This window comes from Actinomycetota bacterium, assembly GCA_030682655.1.
GTDB lineage: Bacteria > Actinomycetota > Coriobacteriia > Anaerosomatales > JAUXNU01 > JAUXNU01.
Genome location: JAUXNU010000207.1, coordinates 15575 through 27854 on the forward strand (window position 1 = coordinate 15575; position 12280 = coordinate 27854).

17 protein-coding genes are annotated in these 12280 nt (G+C 64.5%); 8 read left to right on the plus strand and 9 right to left on the minus strand.

Going from position 1 to position 12280, the window contains the following annotated elements:
* Window positions 1-57: 57 nt before the first annotated feature.
* Window positions 58-1140 carry an ACR3 family arsenite efflux transporter gene (arsB, locus tag Q8K99_14095; protein MDP2183682.1) on the plus strand — a complete coding sequence of 361 codons (1083 nt, stop codon included), beginning with the start codon at window positions 58-60 and terminating at the stop codon, window positions 1138-1140.
* Between the two features lie 26 nt (window positions 1141-1166).
* On the opposite strand, the gene Q8K99_14100 is transcribed toward arsB, so the two are convergent.
* From Q8K99_14100 to Q8K99_14130, 7 genes are all read right to left on the minus strand, one after another.
* Window positions 1167-1982 carry a metallophosphoesterase family protein gene (locus Q8K99_14100; protein MDP2183683.1) on the minus strand — a complete coding sequence of 272 codons (816 nt, stop codon included), beginning with the start codon at window positions 1980-1982 and terminating at the stop codon, window positions 1167-1169.
* A gap of 73 nt (window positions 1983-2055) precedes the next feature.
* The gene (locus tag Q8K99_14105) at window positions 2056-2433 is read right to left on the minus strand and encodes a NifB/NifX family molybdenum-iron cluster-binding protein (protein ID MDP2183684.1); all 378 of its coding nucleotides are present in this window, start codon (window positions 2431-2433) and stop codon (window positions 2056-2058) included.
* A 91-nt stretch (window positions 2434-2524) separates the two neighbouring features.
* Window positions 2525-2932 (minus strand): DUF1003 domain-containing protein, encoded by a 408-nt coding sequence (locus Q8K99_14110; protein ID MDP2183685.1) that lies wholly within the window; start codon window positions 2930-2932, stop codon window positions 2525-2527.
* A 10-nt stretch (window positions 2933-2942) separates the two neighbouring features.
* Window positions 2943-3392, minus strand: a complete 450-nt coding sequence (locus tag Q8K99_14115) for a hypothetical protein (GenBank protein MDP2183686.1) — start codon at window positions 3390-3392, stop codon at window positions 2943-2945.
* Between the two features lie 24 nt (window positions 3393-3416).
* Window positions 3417-4277: a GGDEF domain-containing protein gene (locus Q8K99_14120; GenBank protein ID MDP2183687.1), complete on the minus strand. Its 861-nt coding sequence runs from the start codon at window positions 4275-4277 to the stop codon at window positions 3417-3419.
* Window positions 4274-4693 carry a MarR family transcriptional regulator gene (locus tag Q8K99_14125; protein MDP2183688.1) on the minus strand — a complete coding sequence of 140 codons (420 nt, stop codon included), beginning with the start codon at window positions 4691-4693 and terminating at the stop codon, window positions 4274-4276. Before Q8K99_14125 ends, Q8K99_14120 begins: the two co-directional genes overlap by 4 nt.
* 79 nt (window positions 4694-4772) lie before the next feature.
* The gene (locus Q8K99_14130; protein MDP2183689.1) at window positions 4773-6377 is read right to left on the minus strand and encodes a cell wall-binding repeat-containing protein; all 1605 of its coding nucleotides are present in this window, start codon (window positions 6375-6377) and stop codon (window positions 4773-4775) included.
* Between the two features lie 203 nt (window positions 6378-6580).
* On the opposite strand from Q8K99_14130, the gene Q8K99_14135 reads away from it, so the two are divergent.
* Entirely contained in the window at window positions 6581-7159 is a 579-nt protein-coding gene (locus tag Q8K99_14135; protein MDP2183690.1) for a carbonic anhydrase, read from the plus strand.
* Window positions 7160-7269: 110 nt separating this feature from the next.
* On the plus strand, window positions 7270-7734 hold the full coding sequence (locus Q8K99_14140; protein ID MDP2183691.1) for an aspartate 1-decarboxylase: 465 nt from the start codon (window positions 7270-7272) through the stop codon (window positions 7732-7734).
* Here Q8K99_14140 and Q8K99_14145 read toward each other — a convergent pair.
* Entirely contained in the window at window positions 7709-8752 is a 1044-nt protein-coding gene (locus tag Q8K99_14145; protein MDP2183692.1) for an energy-coupling factor ABC transporter permease, read from the minus strand. The two genes, Q8K99_14140 and Q8K99_14145, sit on opposite strands and share 26 nt — an antisense overlap.
* A gap of 204 nt (window positions 8753-8956) precedes the next feature.
* Here Q8K99_14145 and nikR point away from each other — a divergent pair, with 204 nt between their 5' ends.
* From nikR to Q8K99_14160, 3 genes are read left to right on the plus strand one after another with little or no spacing between them, the layout of a single operon-like run.
* A complete protein-coding gene (gene nikR, locus Q8K99_14150; GenBank protein MDP2183693.1) occupies window positions 8957-9376 on the plus strand; it encodes a nickel-responsive transcriptional regulator NikR in 420 nt (139 codons plus the stop codon).
* Between the two features lie 10 nt (window positions 9377-9386).
* On the plus strand, window positions 9387-10199 hold the full coding sequence (gene cbiQ, locus Q8K99_14155; GenBank protein MDP2183694.1) for a cobalt ECF transporter T component CbiQ: 813 nt from the start codon (window positions 9387-9389) through the stop codon (window positions 10197-10199).
* Complete coding sequence (locus Q8K99_14160) at window positions 10196-10957, plus strand: ABC transporter ATP-binding protein (protein MDP2183695.1); 762 nt, start codon at window positions 10196-10198, stop codon at window positions 10955-10957. The genes cbiQ and Q8K99_14160 overlap by 4 nt, the downstream gene beginning before the upstream one ends.
* Here Q8K99_14160 and Q8K99_14165 read toward each other — a convergent pair.
* Window positions 10941-11411, minus strand: a complete 471-nt coding sequence (locus Q8K99_14165; protein MDP2183696.1) for a hypothetical protein — start codon at window positions 11409-11411, stop codon at window positions 10941-10943. The genes Q8K99_14160 and Q8K99_14165 overlap by 17 nt on opposite strands.
* A gap of 118 nt (window positions 11412-11529) precedes the next feature.
* On the opposite strand from Q8K99_14165, the gene Q8K99_14170 reads away from it, so the two are divergent.
* Together Q8K99_14170 and Q8K99_14175 are read left to right on the plus strand one after the other, a co-directional pair.
* Window positions 11530-11712, plus strand: a complete 183-nt coding sequence (locus Q8K99_14170; GenBank protein MDP2183697.1) for a hypothetical protein — start codon at window positions 11530-11532, stop codon at window positions 11710-11712.
* 103 nt (window positions 11713-11815) lie between these two features.
* Window positions 11816-12253 carry a hypothetical protein gene (locus Q8K99_14175; protein MDP2183698.1) on the plus strand — a complete coding sequence of 146 codons (438 nt, stop codon included), beginning with the start codon at window positions 11816-11818 and terminating at the stop codon, window positions 12251-12253.
* Window positions 12254-12280 lie beyond the last annotated feature (27 nt).

A 12280-nucleotide genomic window follows, 5' to 3' on the forward strand; every position in this document is an offset into this window, starting at 1 on the left:
ACGTGCGTTTGAATGATATAGAAGGAGTGGCCGAAACATACGGACAGCGGAGTGACAATGGCGAAACCGGAAACCGGCAAGAAGCGCATGGGTGTCTTCGAGCGGTATCTCTCCCTCTGGGTAGCGCTCTGTATCGCCGTCGGCACGTTCATCGGCTGGCGTTGGCCGGGCACGTCGGACGTACTCTCCCGGTTCTCGTACGCGCAGATCTCAATCCCCGTCGCCGTGCTCATCTGGCTCATGATCTATCCGATGATGCTGCAGATCGACTTCGCCTCGCTGCGGCGCGTGGGTGAGCGCCGCCAGGGGCTCATCGTGACGACGGTGACGAACTGGCTCATCAAACCTTTCACGATGTACGCCATCGCATGGTTCTTCCTCAACGTCGTCTTCTCGCGGTGGATCCCCGTCGACCTCGCACGCGAGTACCTCGCCGGTGCCGTCCTGCTCGGGGCTGCGCCCTGCACGGCGATGGTGTTCGTGTGGTCCTACCTCGCCGATGGCGACCCCGCCTACACTCTCGTGCAGGTCGCGCTGAACGACCTGATACTCCTATTCGCTTTCGCGCCGATCGTGATGTTTCTCCTTGGCCTGACAGACATCCTGGTTCCATACGACACGGTGATTCTGTCAGTCGTGCTGTTCGTGGTGGTTCCACTGCTCTCCGGTTGGGTCTCACGCGTGCAGCTCATCAAGCACAAGGGTCTTGAGTGGTTCAAGGGCTCATTCCTGCCGGCTCTGGCGCCTGTGACGATCGTCGCCCTGCTGGCCACCCTCGTGATCATCTTCATCTTCCAAGGTGAGACCATCGTGGCCAACCCGCTGCACATCCTGCTCATTGCGGTTCCACTCACCGTGCAGACGTATCTGATCTTCGCGATCGCCTATGGATGGTCGTGGCTGTGGCGGCTGCCGCATCCCATTGCCGCGCCGGCCGGTTTCGTGGGCGCGTCGAACTTCTTCGAGCTTGCGGTCGCCGTTGCCGTAGCCCTCTTCGGACTGACATCCGGAGCGACGCTGGCCACCGTCGTGGGCGTGCTCGAAGAGGTGCCCATCATGCTCTCCCTTGTGTGGATCGCGAACGCCACGCGTGGGCATTTCGAGCGGCGCTCAGCTGTGCCTGCGAGGGTCAGCGGCTAGGACGCGACCCCGGTCCGGTGGGGCGACTACCCGCTGCGCAACGCCTCTGCGAAGGCCGCCGGAAGCCCCGCCGAGACCGTCGCAGCAGCGACGGCCTCGATATCGTAGCCAACGCGATGCACGCGAACACCTACGTAGACGTCGGTGGATCCCGCCAGGGCAAGTTGAGGATCCGCTCCCGCCACACTGCACACGTCATCCGCACTCCCGAGTACCAGCTCGACCCAGCAGGCGCGTGGATCGCCGTCCTTTGGCTTGCCGACGGAACCTGAGTTGACGTAGTGCACGTGTGGAGCGCTATCGAGCGTACCCGCTCCCTGCCCGGCATCGATCACCCGGTGGTACGGCGCGTGGACGTGACCGACGCAAACGATGTCGGCAGCTGCGTCCTTGGCCAACCTCAACAGCTGCGCATCCGGCCGATCCGCCTGCAGGTACTCGTTGATCCGCCGAGGACTCCCGTGCGCGAGCAGGATGCGCGCGCCGTCCTCGGCCAGGCGGATCTCGCGGGGTAGTTCTGCGAGAATGCGCTTGTGCTCCGCGTCCAGCGCCGGTGCTGTGAACGCGTACGATGCGGCACCGTCGGCGCGGTCCTGCGGGGTCGCGTAGTAGCAGCCGCACTCGCCACGGTCATTGCCGACGCCGTCATCGTAGTTTCCAAGGACGGTGGGAATGCCGAGTGTCACGATGCGGTCGATCACAGCTGCCGGCCCGGGACCGTAGCCGACAAGGTCGCCAAGGCAGTAGCATTCGTCCACCCCCTCTCGCTCGATATCGGCGAGTGCAGCGTCGAGCGCGGGAAGGTTCCCGTGGATGTCAGAGAAGAGCGCGATTCGTCGCATCTGTCGATTGTGCCCGTTCGCGATGGGTCGGGTAGAGAGGCCAATCGAACAGCACGGAGATATGTGTGCGGACCTAGTGGCCGCGACACACGTGCTGTCCGGTGAACGGCTGTGTCCTGCCCTCGATGACGGCCGCGATCGCGCCTGCGACGGTCGGCTCCGAATCCTCGAAGTACACGGCGATTCCTGCACGCTGCAAGCCGGACAGCGGGCCGCCGCCCATGCCGACCGCCGCTACCGCCGTGACGCCGCGCTGGTGAAGCAGGTTCACGGTCGACATACAGCCGCCGTGTTCGTGAGGGGGATTCGGCAGGATGTCCACCGCACCGACCTGGCCGTCGACCACGTCGACGATCGTGAAGTGCTCCGAGTGGCCGAAATGCGCCGACCGCGGCGCGTTCAGGCCGCCCTCGCCCGCAGATGGAACCGCAACAACGATCTTCTCGCTCATCCCTGCTACCTCATGCTTTCTTCTCATCGAGCGCGCTCTCGAGCGCGCGTGCCATGTCGGCGGTGCGGCGTTCCCGCTCCCGCAGGTGCCCCTACTCGGCTCGCTCGAGCAGTCCGAGAATGCGATCGAGCTTCTCGGACTCGATGCGTTCGAGGCGCGACTGCACGTCCTGGAGGTCGACTTCCGAGCGCGTGTTGGTGTCGTAGTCGGCCTGCGCCTGGTAGCGATCGCGCTCGGCCTGGCGGTTCTGGCTCATCATGATCACGGGCGCCGCGTAGGCCGCCTGCAAGGAGAACATAAGATTCAGCAGGATGAAGGGGTACGGATCCCAGTGCCGGGCCCACGCAATGAGGTTGAGGACGATCCACGCCCCCACAAGAATGGTCTGGCCGATGATGAACGGCCACGAACCCAGCACGCGCGCCGTGCCATCTGCGATGCGCTGCCCGACGGTGAAGTCGGCCCGGTGACTCTGGTGCCATGTATGGTTGTGCGACATGTGACTCCCCTCACGACCGGCCCAGAACATAGAAGACCGCGCCGGCGACTGCCAGCCCGATCTCGAACAGTCCGAAACCGCCAACAAGCGCGCCGGCGACAACCCCCGCCGCCGCAATCGCCGCTATCACCGGTTCACGGTGACCCCCTGAGGCTCGACGCGCGACTTCACCAACAACGGCGCCGTAGCCAAACATGATGAACCAGAAGAAGAATCCGATCGCACCGACGCCGAACCCGAGTAGCAGCCCACCGGCAAGACCGGCTCCGAGCGCGGCGCCCGCCGCCTTCAGGAGCTGACCGCGCTTGACCACAACGTACTGGCTACGAGCGGGGCGCGCGCACTCGGGGCACTTGTAGCCGACGGGTGTCGAGCGCATGTCCTTGGGACAGATGGGCCGGTCACACTCCATGCAGCGCACCTCGGTCTCGACACCGGGGTGAAACACACACTCGGGCATCGCGTTCCCTTCGCGGAACCTGGATCACGCCGGTTGGCTCACGTGGACGATCCGGTCCCGTCCGGCGCGCTTTCCTTCATACATCACAGTATCGGCCGCGTGAAGCATCTCGTCGACAGAATCCGGCACCACCGTGAACGTGACCGCGCCAACAGTCTGCGTGACGGACCCTCCGCCCTCGCCGATGGCCGAGGAAACGCCGTCCCTCGCCTTCGCGAGCACTACCTGCGCTTGATCGTAGTCGGTCTCCGGAAGCAGAATACCGTACTCGTCGCCTCCCAGCCTCGCAACGAGATCGGTGGCGCGCAAGCGTCCTGACAACTCCAGAGCGATCGTCCGCAGAAGTTCGTCTCCAACGGAATGCCCGAGCGAATCGTTGACCTTCTTGAAGTTGTCGAGGTCGACGTAGGCCAGCGTGATGGGCAGCCCCGAGCGTCGCGAACGAGCGATCTCTACGGCGGCGCGTTCGAAGAACTGGCGTCCGTTGGCAATGCCGGTGAGCGAGTCGGTGCGCGAGAGCTTCTGTTCGAGGGCGTGAGCCCTCTTGACGCTGTCCAACAGATACAGGGTGATGTTGAAGAAGCCGAGCCTCACGATCATGTTCCACACGGGAATGGCGGCGTGAGAGTATCTCGCGCCCGAAGCGAGGTCCATCGCCATCCACGTCAGCGCAGACAGGATCGCATAGCCCATTCCCAGAATCCGTCCTGCATACCAGGTCACGAACAACACCGGTGCCAGGTAGAAGATCGAGAAGCTCAGCTCCGAACCGGTGTAGTAGTCAGCCGCTCCGAGCACACCGATGCCAATGAGACCCTGAACAACGACCACGGAGACCGACTGCCCGTCGAGGAGGCGGGCGAGCGGTGTCGATATCCGCTTCATGAGGCCAGGTTCTCGACGTAGCGGCGCAGGAGCCCCACGAGCGCTTGTTTCTCGTCTCCTGTGAAGCCGGCTGTGGCGCGGGAGATGATCTCGTCGGCCTCCGACACGAGAGCGGGCATGATCCGCTCTGCATCCGTAGTCAGCCGCGCTCCGCCGGAGTCATCGAGACGGACCAGGCCCCGCGTCTTGAGCGCGACAAGGAGGCTACGCACCTGCTCGTGGGATATCTCGACGTGTGACACGATATCGGCAGCGCGAGCGCGGCCTCCCCGGTGCCCGGCGCGATACACGTGCCGCAACACCGCCCACTCCAGCGGACTCAGTCCGGCCGCACGGAGATGCGCGCCCATTGCCGTGTGCATGGCACCAACGGCCTGGTCGACAAGGCGTCCGATTTCGCTCTCAGGTGTGTTCATGCTCCTCCGCGAACAGAGTACCGGAGTTGCGGGTGTCAATCGAGGCACGGTGATGCGGCGGGACAATCTCGCTCGGTCGTCACCTGGCTATGTGCTGCATCGGCAGGTTGGTCAGGTCGACAGAGACCCTTGGGGTCCGAAGCGCAGATGGTATCGCGGGTGAAGTGCCCTGGGCGTGGCCGAGGGGGTCCGCCATCGGCGACACCAGCGGATACGACCCGACCGATGTGACGGAGGCGGGCAAGGCTATCCGCCCACCCACGGCGTTGATGTCATATACCGACGTGCCAAGAGCGGAATTCGCTGCGGTGACCGTCTTCGAAGCGACCGTCCTCGGCCCACCGAAGCACTCGAGGGCCAACATGTAGGGCCCGCTCACCGCGAGCTCGCTTCTGGCAGATGAGTGCAGAGAGCTTCCAGGCGTGAGCAGAAGGGCGCCGCCCTGGTGACCGCAGGCCGCTCCGCCCGCGAGCGCGTCCGGGAACTTCTCGCCCGAGGCGATTGCCATGATGTCAAAGCCTTTGACCTCCCACACCGTGCTCCGATAGAACTTGACCACTGCCCGGCTCGTCTCGTAGCGCGTGGCACCGTAGAGGCGGACGTAGTTCAGCCCGTCCCCGTATCCGACGGTGTTGGCCAGGTCTTGTAGCACGGTCTTCACGGGCACCGAGGCTGGCCCGCCCACGATGATTGCAGCATTGTTCTTGGCATCGGCAGTCATGTACTTCCACGCAGCCGCTGTCGCATTTGGCAAGCGATTGGGATCCGTGAGCAGCACCGGACGCCGCTCCATGTACGCGAACGGAGAGAGCGAGAGTGCGTCCGCGAACACGTCACCGCGAGCGATGAAGGGTTCGACGTTGCGATTTGGATCGCTCTTGAACATATCGTACACCCTGCGAGCGACCGCCGATGCAGTATCGTACCGGGTCGGACCGGAGATTCGCTCGGGGTGCGGAAGCTTGGCGGCGTCTATCTGCTTGACCACGTCGGAAGTGACCGAAGTCTTGCCGCCGACGATGAATATCTTGGTCACGCCGAGCCGCTGGAGCTCCGTTATCAGGCCAGCAGGCACCTTCGTCGGGCGCGTGAGAAGAAGCGGTGCTTCGTAGGCCCCGGCGAGCGGAGCTGCCGCCAAAGCGTCAGCGAATGCCTCGCCACTCGTGATGATTGCCGCCTCGGCGCTTGAGAAATTCGCCTTCGAGATTGCCAGTGCAGTCGAGTAGCGATCATCTCCGGACACACGCTGAGTTCGTGTCGCCTTGAGCGTGGTCAGCGGAAGCATGAACCCGTTGACAACCGGAATCTCATCAACGTGGTAGGCGGTACCGTCGGTCACGTGCAATCCCTGCAGCGGGAAGAGCGCGTCCCGGTAGGTCGACCCTGGGTCGACGAATGCGACGATCAGCAGCCTGTCCGTTGGAAGCCCCGACATCTCGTAGCTTCCGTCCAGCACCGTTGTGGTTGTATCTAGTGGTGGTGGCGCCGTGTCGCTGCCCCAAGCCACCTCGGCATCGTAGACCTGCACTTGAATCCCGGAGAGCGGGATTGCTGTCGATACGTCCTCCACGGTGCCGCTAACGACTCCCGGAGAACCCTCGACAGCTGTCGCAACGGCCGGAAGGCTCAGCAGCAGCACAATGAACGCCACCGTGCAGAAGAGCATGCGAACCCGTGCAGACACAAGAGCCCCCTATCATCGAGCTGCAACCTCCACCGGATGCAACTGCTACGACCTCACCATGCTACGCCATCGGCCCACGCACCGTCAGGGTCCGGCATGGGCGCGGCCTCAGCACGCCGGGCAGGAACCGGGCCCGGCGGCGAGAAGAAACCGGCGGAGTCCGATACTATGTCGTGTATCCGCCGCCGACCCTAGGACCGCCGATGAACCTGAGAAGCGACGAGGCGCTCATCCGCCTGCGCGAGGGCAACGCCCGCTTCGCCGAGGAGCGCTCCAGTGCTCGCTTCAGCGCCGAACATCGCGCAGCTGTGGTCGGCGGGCAGCGACCCTGGGCAGTCATCGTGGGCTGCTCGGACTCGCGCGTGCCGGTCGAGGCGGTCTTCGACGTTGGCGTGGGCGAGCTGTTCGTCGTACGAAACGCAGGTCATGTCGTCGATGATGCCGGACTCGCATCGATTCGCTTCGCCATCGAGGGACTTGGCGCAAGAACGATAGTCGTCCTCGGCCACGAGGAATGCGGCGCGGTCTCCGCAGCGCTTGCGGGCTCCACCCCCGCGTGGCTCGCCCCGGTGATAGACCGCATCGATGTGAAGGGTGTCGACTCGTCCAACGCGCCCGCCGATGCAGAGAATCCGCTGCTTGCCGCTGCGGTCGACCGTCATGTCGAGAACACCGTGCTCGAACTCAAGCGACGTCTGGCCTCGCACAGAGAACACGAGAACCCAACGGTGGTGGGCGCAGCCTACAACCTGAGTTCCGGGCTGGTACGCTGGCTCAACTGAAACTTCGGTGGGGACGATGCCGATTGCGTGCGCGCAGTATCATGTGACTCCGCACGTAGACCAGGGCTCGACTGTGAAACACAGCGGGCACCAGGAAACGGAGCAGCGACATGCAACGTACTATGCTCGGCGGCAAGGTACACCGTGCAACGGTGACCGGGGCGCACATCGCATACGAGGGCAGCATAACGGTCGATGCCGATCTGCTCGACGCCGCCGACATCCTCGCCCACGAGTCGGTCTGGGTTTGGGACGTCGACAACGGCGCACGTCTGCAGACCTACGCTATCGCTGGACCTCGCGGCTCGGGTGTCGTCTGCATCAACGGCGCGGCGGCACATCTTGTAGATGTCGGCGATCTGGTGATCATCGCAAGCTTCGTCGAGCTAGACGATGTCGCGGCGCGTTCGTGGAAGCCGCGCGTGGTCTTCGTCGACAAGCGCAACCGCATCGCTGCGATGCGCGCGGAACGCGGGGGGCCTTGCGCAGGTACACTGCACCCTCCCACTGCGAGAGCAGGCCATCTGACGTACTCAGATTCGCCGCGAGCTAGGTCTGCGCCACAGCCCGCATAGAGCGGCGCCTGAGCGCGAAGCCGATACCGACCGCCGTCAGCAGCGTGAGTGCCCCACCAACGAGACCAGAAACGCTTGTCCCGGGGTCGACCGCCGGCCACGCGGAACCCGACTCGCCCTCCTCCTCGGCTCCCGACGACTTGAAGCCGTAGTCGGGAAGGATGGCCGTCTTCTCCTGCGCCTGCTTGCTTGCGCCGTGAACGCCCTGCTCGCTGCCTTCGATCTCCTCGGCACCTGTGACCTTCCCTATGGACCACTCGAGCCCGTCGGGGTTGGCCGAGGCGAACCACGAGAACGCGCCGCCGGCGAGCACAGCGGCGATCACCAGGCCGATGAGCACGGGTCTCAGGTTCAGGCCGCTGAGAGAGCGACGCGTACCGGCCCGCTCGAGTAGCTGCGGCTCGGCTTTCAGCACAAAGAGCACTACAGCCGCAGTCGCGAGCCCTTCGACGATACCGATAGCCAGGTGGATCGGAAGCATCATGGTTGCGAACGTGCCGAATGACAGCTCGCTGATACCCGACAGGGCCGTCTCGAGCACGACCCCAAGTGCACCGATCTGCAGCCCCACGACCGCAGCGAGGATTCCGCCGGTCACGAGGCGGCCTCGCGACAGACTGGAGCCGACGATGCGCCTGTAGATGAGCGGATAGGCAATGAAGGCGGGGAAGAAGCCCAGGTTGAAGATGTTCGCGCCCAGGGCAAGCAGTCCCCCGTCCGCGAAGAAGAGCGCTTGCACGGTGAGCACCGAGGCCATCACAAGGAATGCTGCATGCGGCCCGAGCAAGATCGCAAGGATCAGACCACCCCCCAGGTGCCCGCTCGAACCAGTCCCGGGGATGGAGAAGTTCAGCATCTGCGCGGCGAAGATGAATGCACCGACGACCCCCATGAGCGGGATCTTGCTCTCATCGAGGTCCTCGCGGACCTTCTTCGCGCAGTACACGGTCGTTAGCGCCGTGGCGGCCCACAACGCTCCGCCGACCGGGACACTCAGAAGCGAGTCTGCCATATGCATCTATCCGGGCACCTCCAGCGCGCATCTGTGTGCGCTCAGTGTTACGTACGACAGCATCGTGCTACTATGTACCGTGACGGTAGGCTCACATGGCGAGCACGTCAAGCGTTTCGGACGGATTCACACAACGGGTTCTCGCAGTGTGCGTACTGTGCTATCCGACAGCACGCAACATCGCACGAACCGTGTACCGAGGAGGTATCCATGCCCGGGATCGTCAGGTTCGGCATCTCCGCAGACGAGCGTCTGCTCGACCGATTCGACGCGCTCATTTCCGAGAAGGGCTACGTCAACCGCTCTGAGGCCATACGCGACCTCATTCGCAATTCACTCGTCGAGGAGCTGTGGAACGTCGGCGAAGAGCGAGCGGTCGGCACCGTCACGCTCGTCTACGACCACCACTCCACCGACCTCGCCGACAAGCTCACCGAGCACCAGCACTCTCACCACGAGGAGATCGTCTCCACCCTCCACATCCACCTCGACGCACACCACTGCCTCGAAGTCGTGGTGCTCCGGGGCCAAGCCAAGGAGATCAAACGTCTCGCCGACGAGCTCATCGGCACGAAGGGCGTGAAGCACGGCAAGTTCGTGGCAAGCACGACCGGCGACGGAATCGCGTAGGGACAGCGCGATGTCGTCCCTCGAGACAAGCCTCTACGAGCTAGGCCGGCTCGACCAGCTGGCCTACCAGGACACGCCGGTCCACCGCATCGACCCGCGCGCCAAGGTCGTCGCGACGATCGTGTTCCTCGTATGCGTCGTGTCCTTCGGCAAGTACGACGTGCTTCCGCTGCTCCCCTTCGCGATCTTCCCGATCGTGCTAGCGACCGACGGTCGCCTCCCCCTCGGATTCATCGGCCGCAAGCTCCTGCAGGTCGCACCGTTCGCAATCGTCATCGGTGTGTTCAACCCGATTCTCGACCGACAGATCGTCGCCCACATCGGTACGCTTGGCATATCCGGCGGGTGGGTGAGCTACGGCTCGATCCTCTCGCGCTTTGCACTCACCACGAGCGCGGCGCTCGTGCTCATCGGCACAACGGGGATGACCGGCGTGTGCATGGCACTCGAAAGGCTCGGCGCCCCCGATGTCTTCGTCACGCAGCTGCTCTTCCTCTACCGCTACATCTTCGTGCTGGCCGAGGAGGCCCTGCGCATGGCTCGCGCCCGCGCGCTGCGCAGCTTCGGCAACCGCGGGATGGGGCTCGCGGTGTACGGGCAGATGCTCGGTCATCTGCTGCTCCGGACGTACGACCGGGCACGGCGCATCTACCGCGCGATGCTGTGTCGCGGCTTTGACGGTCACATCCGCACACTGCGACGGCTTCAGTTCACCGCGCGCGACGGCGTGTTCCTGCTCGGGTGGTCGGCAGCGTTCGTGCTGTTCCGGCTCTACAACGTCCCACTGCTGGCGGGACGCATCGTGACGGGGTTGATCTCATGAGCCACCACAGCATCTCAGTCCTCGACCTGGGGTTCGCCTACCCGGATGGGACGCGTGCGCTCGAGGGCGTGTCCTTCGAGATCACGCACGGCGAGTCTGTGGCCGTCGTCGGCGCGAACGGGGCCGGCAAGTCCACGCTGCTCATGCACCTCAACGGCTCGCTATCCCCGGCCCAGGGCGGGGTACGGATCGGCGACGTCCCCGTGGCGAAGGGCACGCTGCCCGATATTCGCAAGGCGGTGGGCATGGTGTTCCAGGACCCCGACGACCAGCTGTTCATGCCGAGCGTCTACGAGGACGTCGCGTTCGGGCCGATGAACCTCGGCCTACCTGCCGCCGACATCGAGTCGCGTGTGGACGACGCGCTCACACGCGTGGAGGCGCAGCACCTGCACGATCGCCCGCCGTATCGACTCTCAGGTGGCGAGAAGCGCGCGGTCGCCATCGCGACGGTGCTCGCAATGTGCCCGAATGTGCTGATCATGGATGAGCCCTCGTCGAACCTCGATCCTCGCGCGCGGCGACGACTCATCGAGCTGCTTGCCTCGTTCGAGCACACCAAGATCATCGCAACGCACGACCTCGACCTCGCGCTCGACCTGTGCGAGCGCACCATCGTTATGAGCGGCGGTGCGATAACCGCCGACGGGCGCACCGCCGACGTCTTCAGCGACGACACGCTCCTCGAGGCCAGCGGACTCGAGCGACCACTCGCGATGCAGGCCTGCCCGACGTGCGGCGCTAGCGATCCCGCCTGAGGCGCACGAGTTTCATTCCCGAGAGGCCCGTCGCAACCTCCATCGTGAGCACCGGAACGAATCCGCAGGCTGCGCCGGAGCTGCGCACATGCGATTCCGCGATGTGTCGCTCGTCTGTCGCCCAAAGTAGCCACAGCGTCCCCAGGGCGCTGACGCTGCCGACGACTTCCGGAACGCGTCTGAGCGCAAAAGGGCTGTCGACCTGGAGCACGACCACGTCTACAGGCTCCCGCGGGGGGATCGACGTCACGCGAGAGCCACTTGCGTAGCGAACGTCGGAGACTCGCACGTCCTTCACGCCGATGAAGAGCGCCCGCGTTCCGGGCTTGATGCCGAGCCTGTCCGCCATCGGATGTCGGCCTGCATAGACGGGGGACTCGAACGGAAGCCTCGGCCGTCGTCGTCCAAATCCGAGGCTTCTGGCGATGTCCTTCTCGTTCGAGTTGCTCGACACGCAATCCCCCGCTCGGCCGGACCGTCGTCACTCGGACAGCATAACCGACCGAGGCCGTGCGATATCTCCTTGGCGGGGTACAATAGGTTTCGAATGAACGAGGCTGAAGGAGCCTGCGGTGAGTGTGAAGACTCCCGAGTTGCTTCCGCTGTTCGATGAGGCCAAGAAGCTGCTGGCGCCGTACGCGAAGCGCTTCACCCCGCGGCGCGACGAGCCAGGCTACTACGACCTGTGGTCCGAGCGCGACCTCGTGATAGGAACTGTATCGCGAACGCGGCTGGGTGTAGAGACCGACCAATAGGGTGGCAGGCGGAACGGTGGTGGCCGCGGGGGCCGGCCAGGGGGTGCGAGTCCGGCGCGAGTGGTTGACCTGGTGGTGCCGTGGTGGGGTGGAGGAGGACGCCATGCGTTGGCGCTGGATGATCTTGTTGTGTGTTGTCGTGGTCGCGGCGACGGCGATCGCAGGTTGCTCGCCCCCGGAGGACCTGGAGGCAGCCACCGAAGAAGCCGCGGTCGAGGCGGAGTTCACAGAGTACCTCACAACGCTCACGAGCGGCAATGCGCCAGCGCTCAGGCGGTTCTGGTCCGCGGAGCCTGAGCGGATGTGGGTCGAGGGCGACCTCGAACACCGTACCGAGGCATACGATATCGGAGACGTGGTGGTCGCAGGGGACGAGGCCACGGCGACGGCCACATTCCATCTGACATCGATCGAGTGGAGTACCGGCGAGTCAAAGGCTGACGTGCGGGAGTTCGAATACGTCGTCCGGTATCGTCGAGAGGCCGACACAGTCTGGCGCATCGTTTCGGCACCCGACTCGCTCTACGTCCTTGGCAAGTAGCGGGCGGGCCAAGAAGCCCTCGTGAGA

Excerpts from the sequence above, each read along its gene's own strand:
- Q8K99_14115 (MDP2183686.1), bottom strand. The coding sequence starts at position 3,392 with ATGCCCGAGTGTGTGTTTCACCCCGGTGTCGAGACCGAGGTGCGCTGC.
- cbiQ (MDP2183694.1), top strand. The coding sequence starts at position 9,387 with ATGTCGTCCCTCGAGACAAGCCTCTACGAGCTAGGCCGGCTCGACCAG.
- Q8K99_14125 (MDP2183688.1), bottom strand. The coding sequence starts at position 4,693 with ATGAACACACCTGAGAGCGAAATCGGACGCCTTGTCGACCAGGCCGTT.
- arsB (MDP2183682.1), top strand. The coding sequence starts at position 58 with ATGGCGAAACCGGAAACCGGCAAGAAGCGCATGGGTGTCTTCGAGCGG.
- Q8K99_14135 (MDP2183690.1), top strand. The coding sequence starts at position 6,581 with ATGAACCTGAGAAGCGACGAGGCGCTCATCCGCCTGCGCGAGGGCAAC.
- Q8K99_14140 (MDP2183691.1), top strand. The coding sequence starts at position 7,270 with ATGCAACGTACTATGCTCGGCGGCAAGGTACACCGTGCAACGGTGACC.
- Q8K99_14175 (MDP2183698.1), top strand. The coding sequence starts at position 11,816 with ATGCGTTGGCGCTGGATGATCTTGTTGTGTGTTGTCGTGGTCGCGGCG.
- Q8K99_14145 (MDP2183692.1), bottom strand. The coding sequence starts at position 8,752 with ATGCATATGGCAGACTCGCTTCTGAGTGTCCCGGTCGGCGGAGCGTTG.
- Q8K99_14100 (MDP2183683.1), bottom strand. The coding sequence starts at position 1,982 with ATGCGACGAATCGCGCTCTTCTCTGACATCCACGGGAACCTTCCCGCG.
- Q8K99_14110 (MDP2183685.1), bottom strand. The coding sequence starts at position 2,932 with ATGTCGCACAACCATACATGGCACCAGAGTCACCGGGCCGACTTCACC.
- Q8K99_14105 (MDP2183684.1), bottom strand. The coding sequence starts at position 2,433 with ATGAGCGAGAAGATCGTTGTTGCGGTTCCATCTGCGGGCGAGGGCGGC.
- Q8K99_14120 (MDP2183687.1), bottom strand. The coding sequence starts at position 4,277 with ATGAAGCGGATATCGACACCGCTCGCCCGCCTCCTCGACGGGCAGTCG.
- Q8K99_14160 (MDP2183695.1), top strand. The coding sequence starts at position 10,196 with ATGAGCCACCACAGCATCTCAGTCCTCGACCTGGGGTTCGCCTACCCG.
- nikR (MDP2183693.1), top strand. The coding sequence starts at position 8,957 with ATGCCCGGGATCGTCAGGTTCGGCATCTCCGCAGACGAGCGTCTGCTC.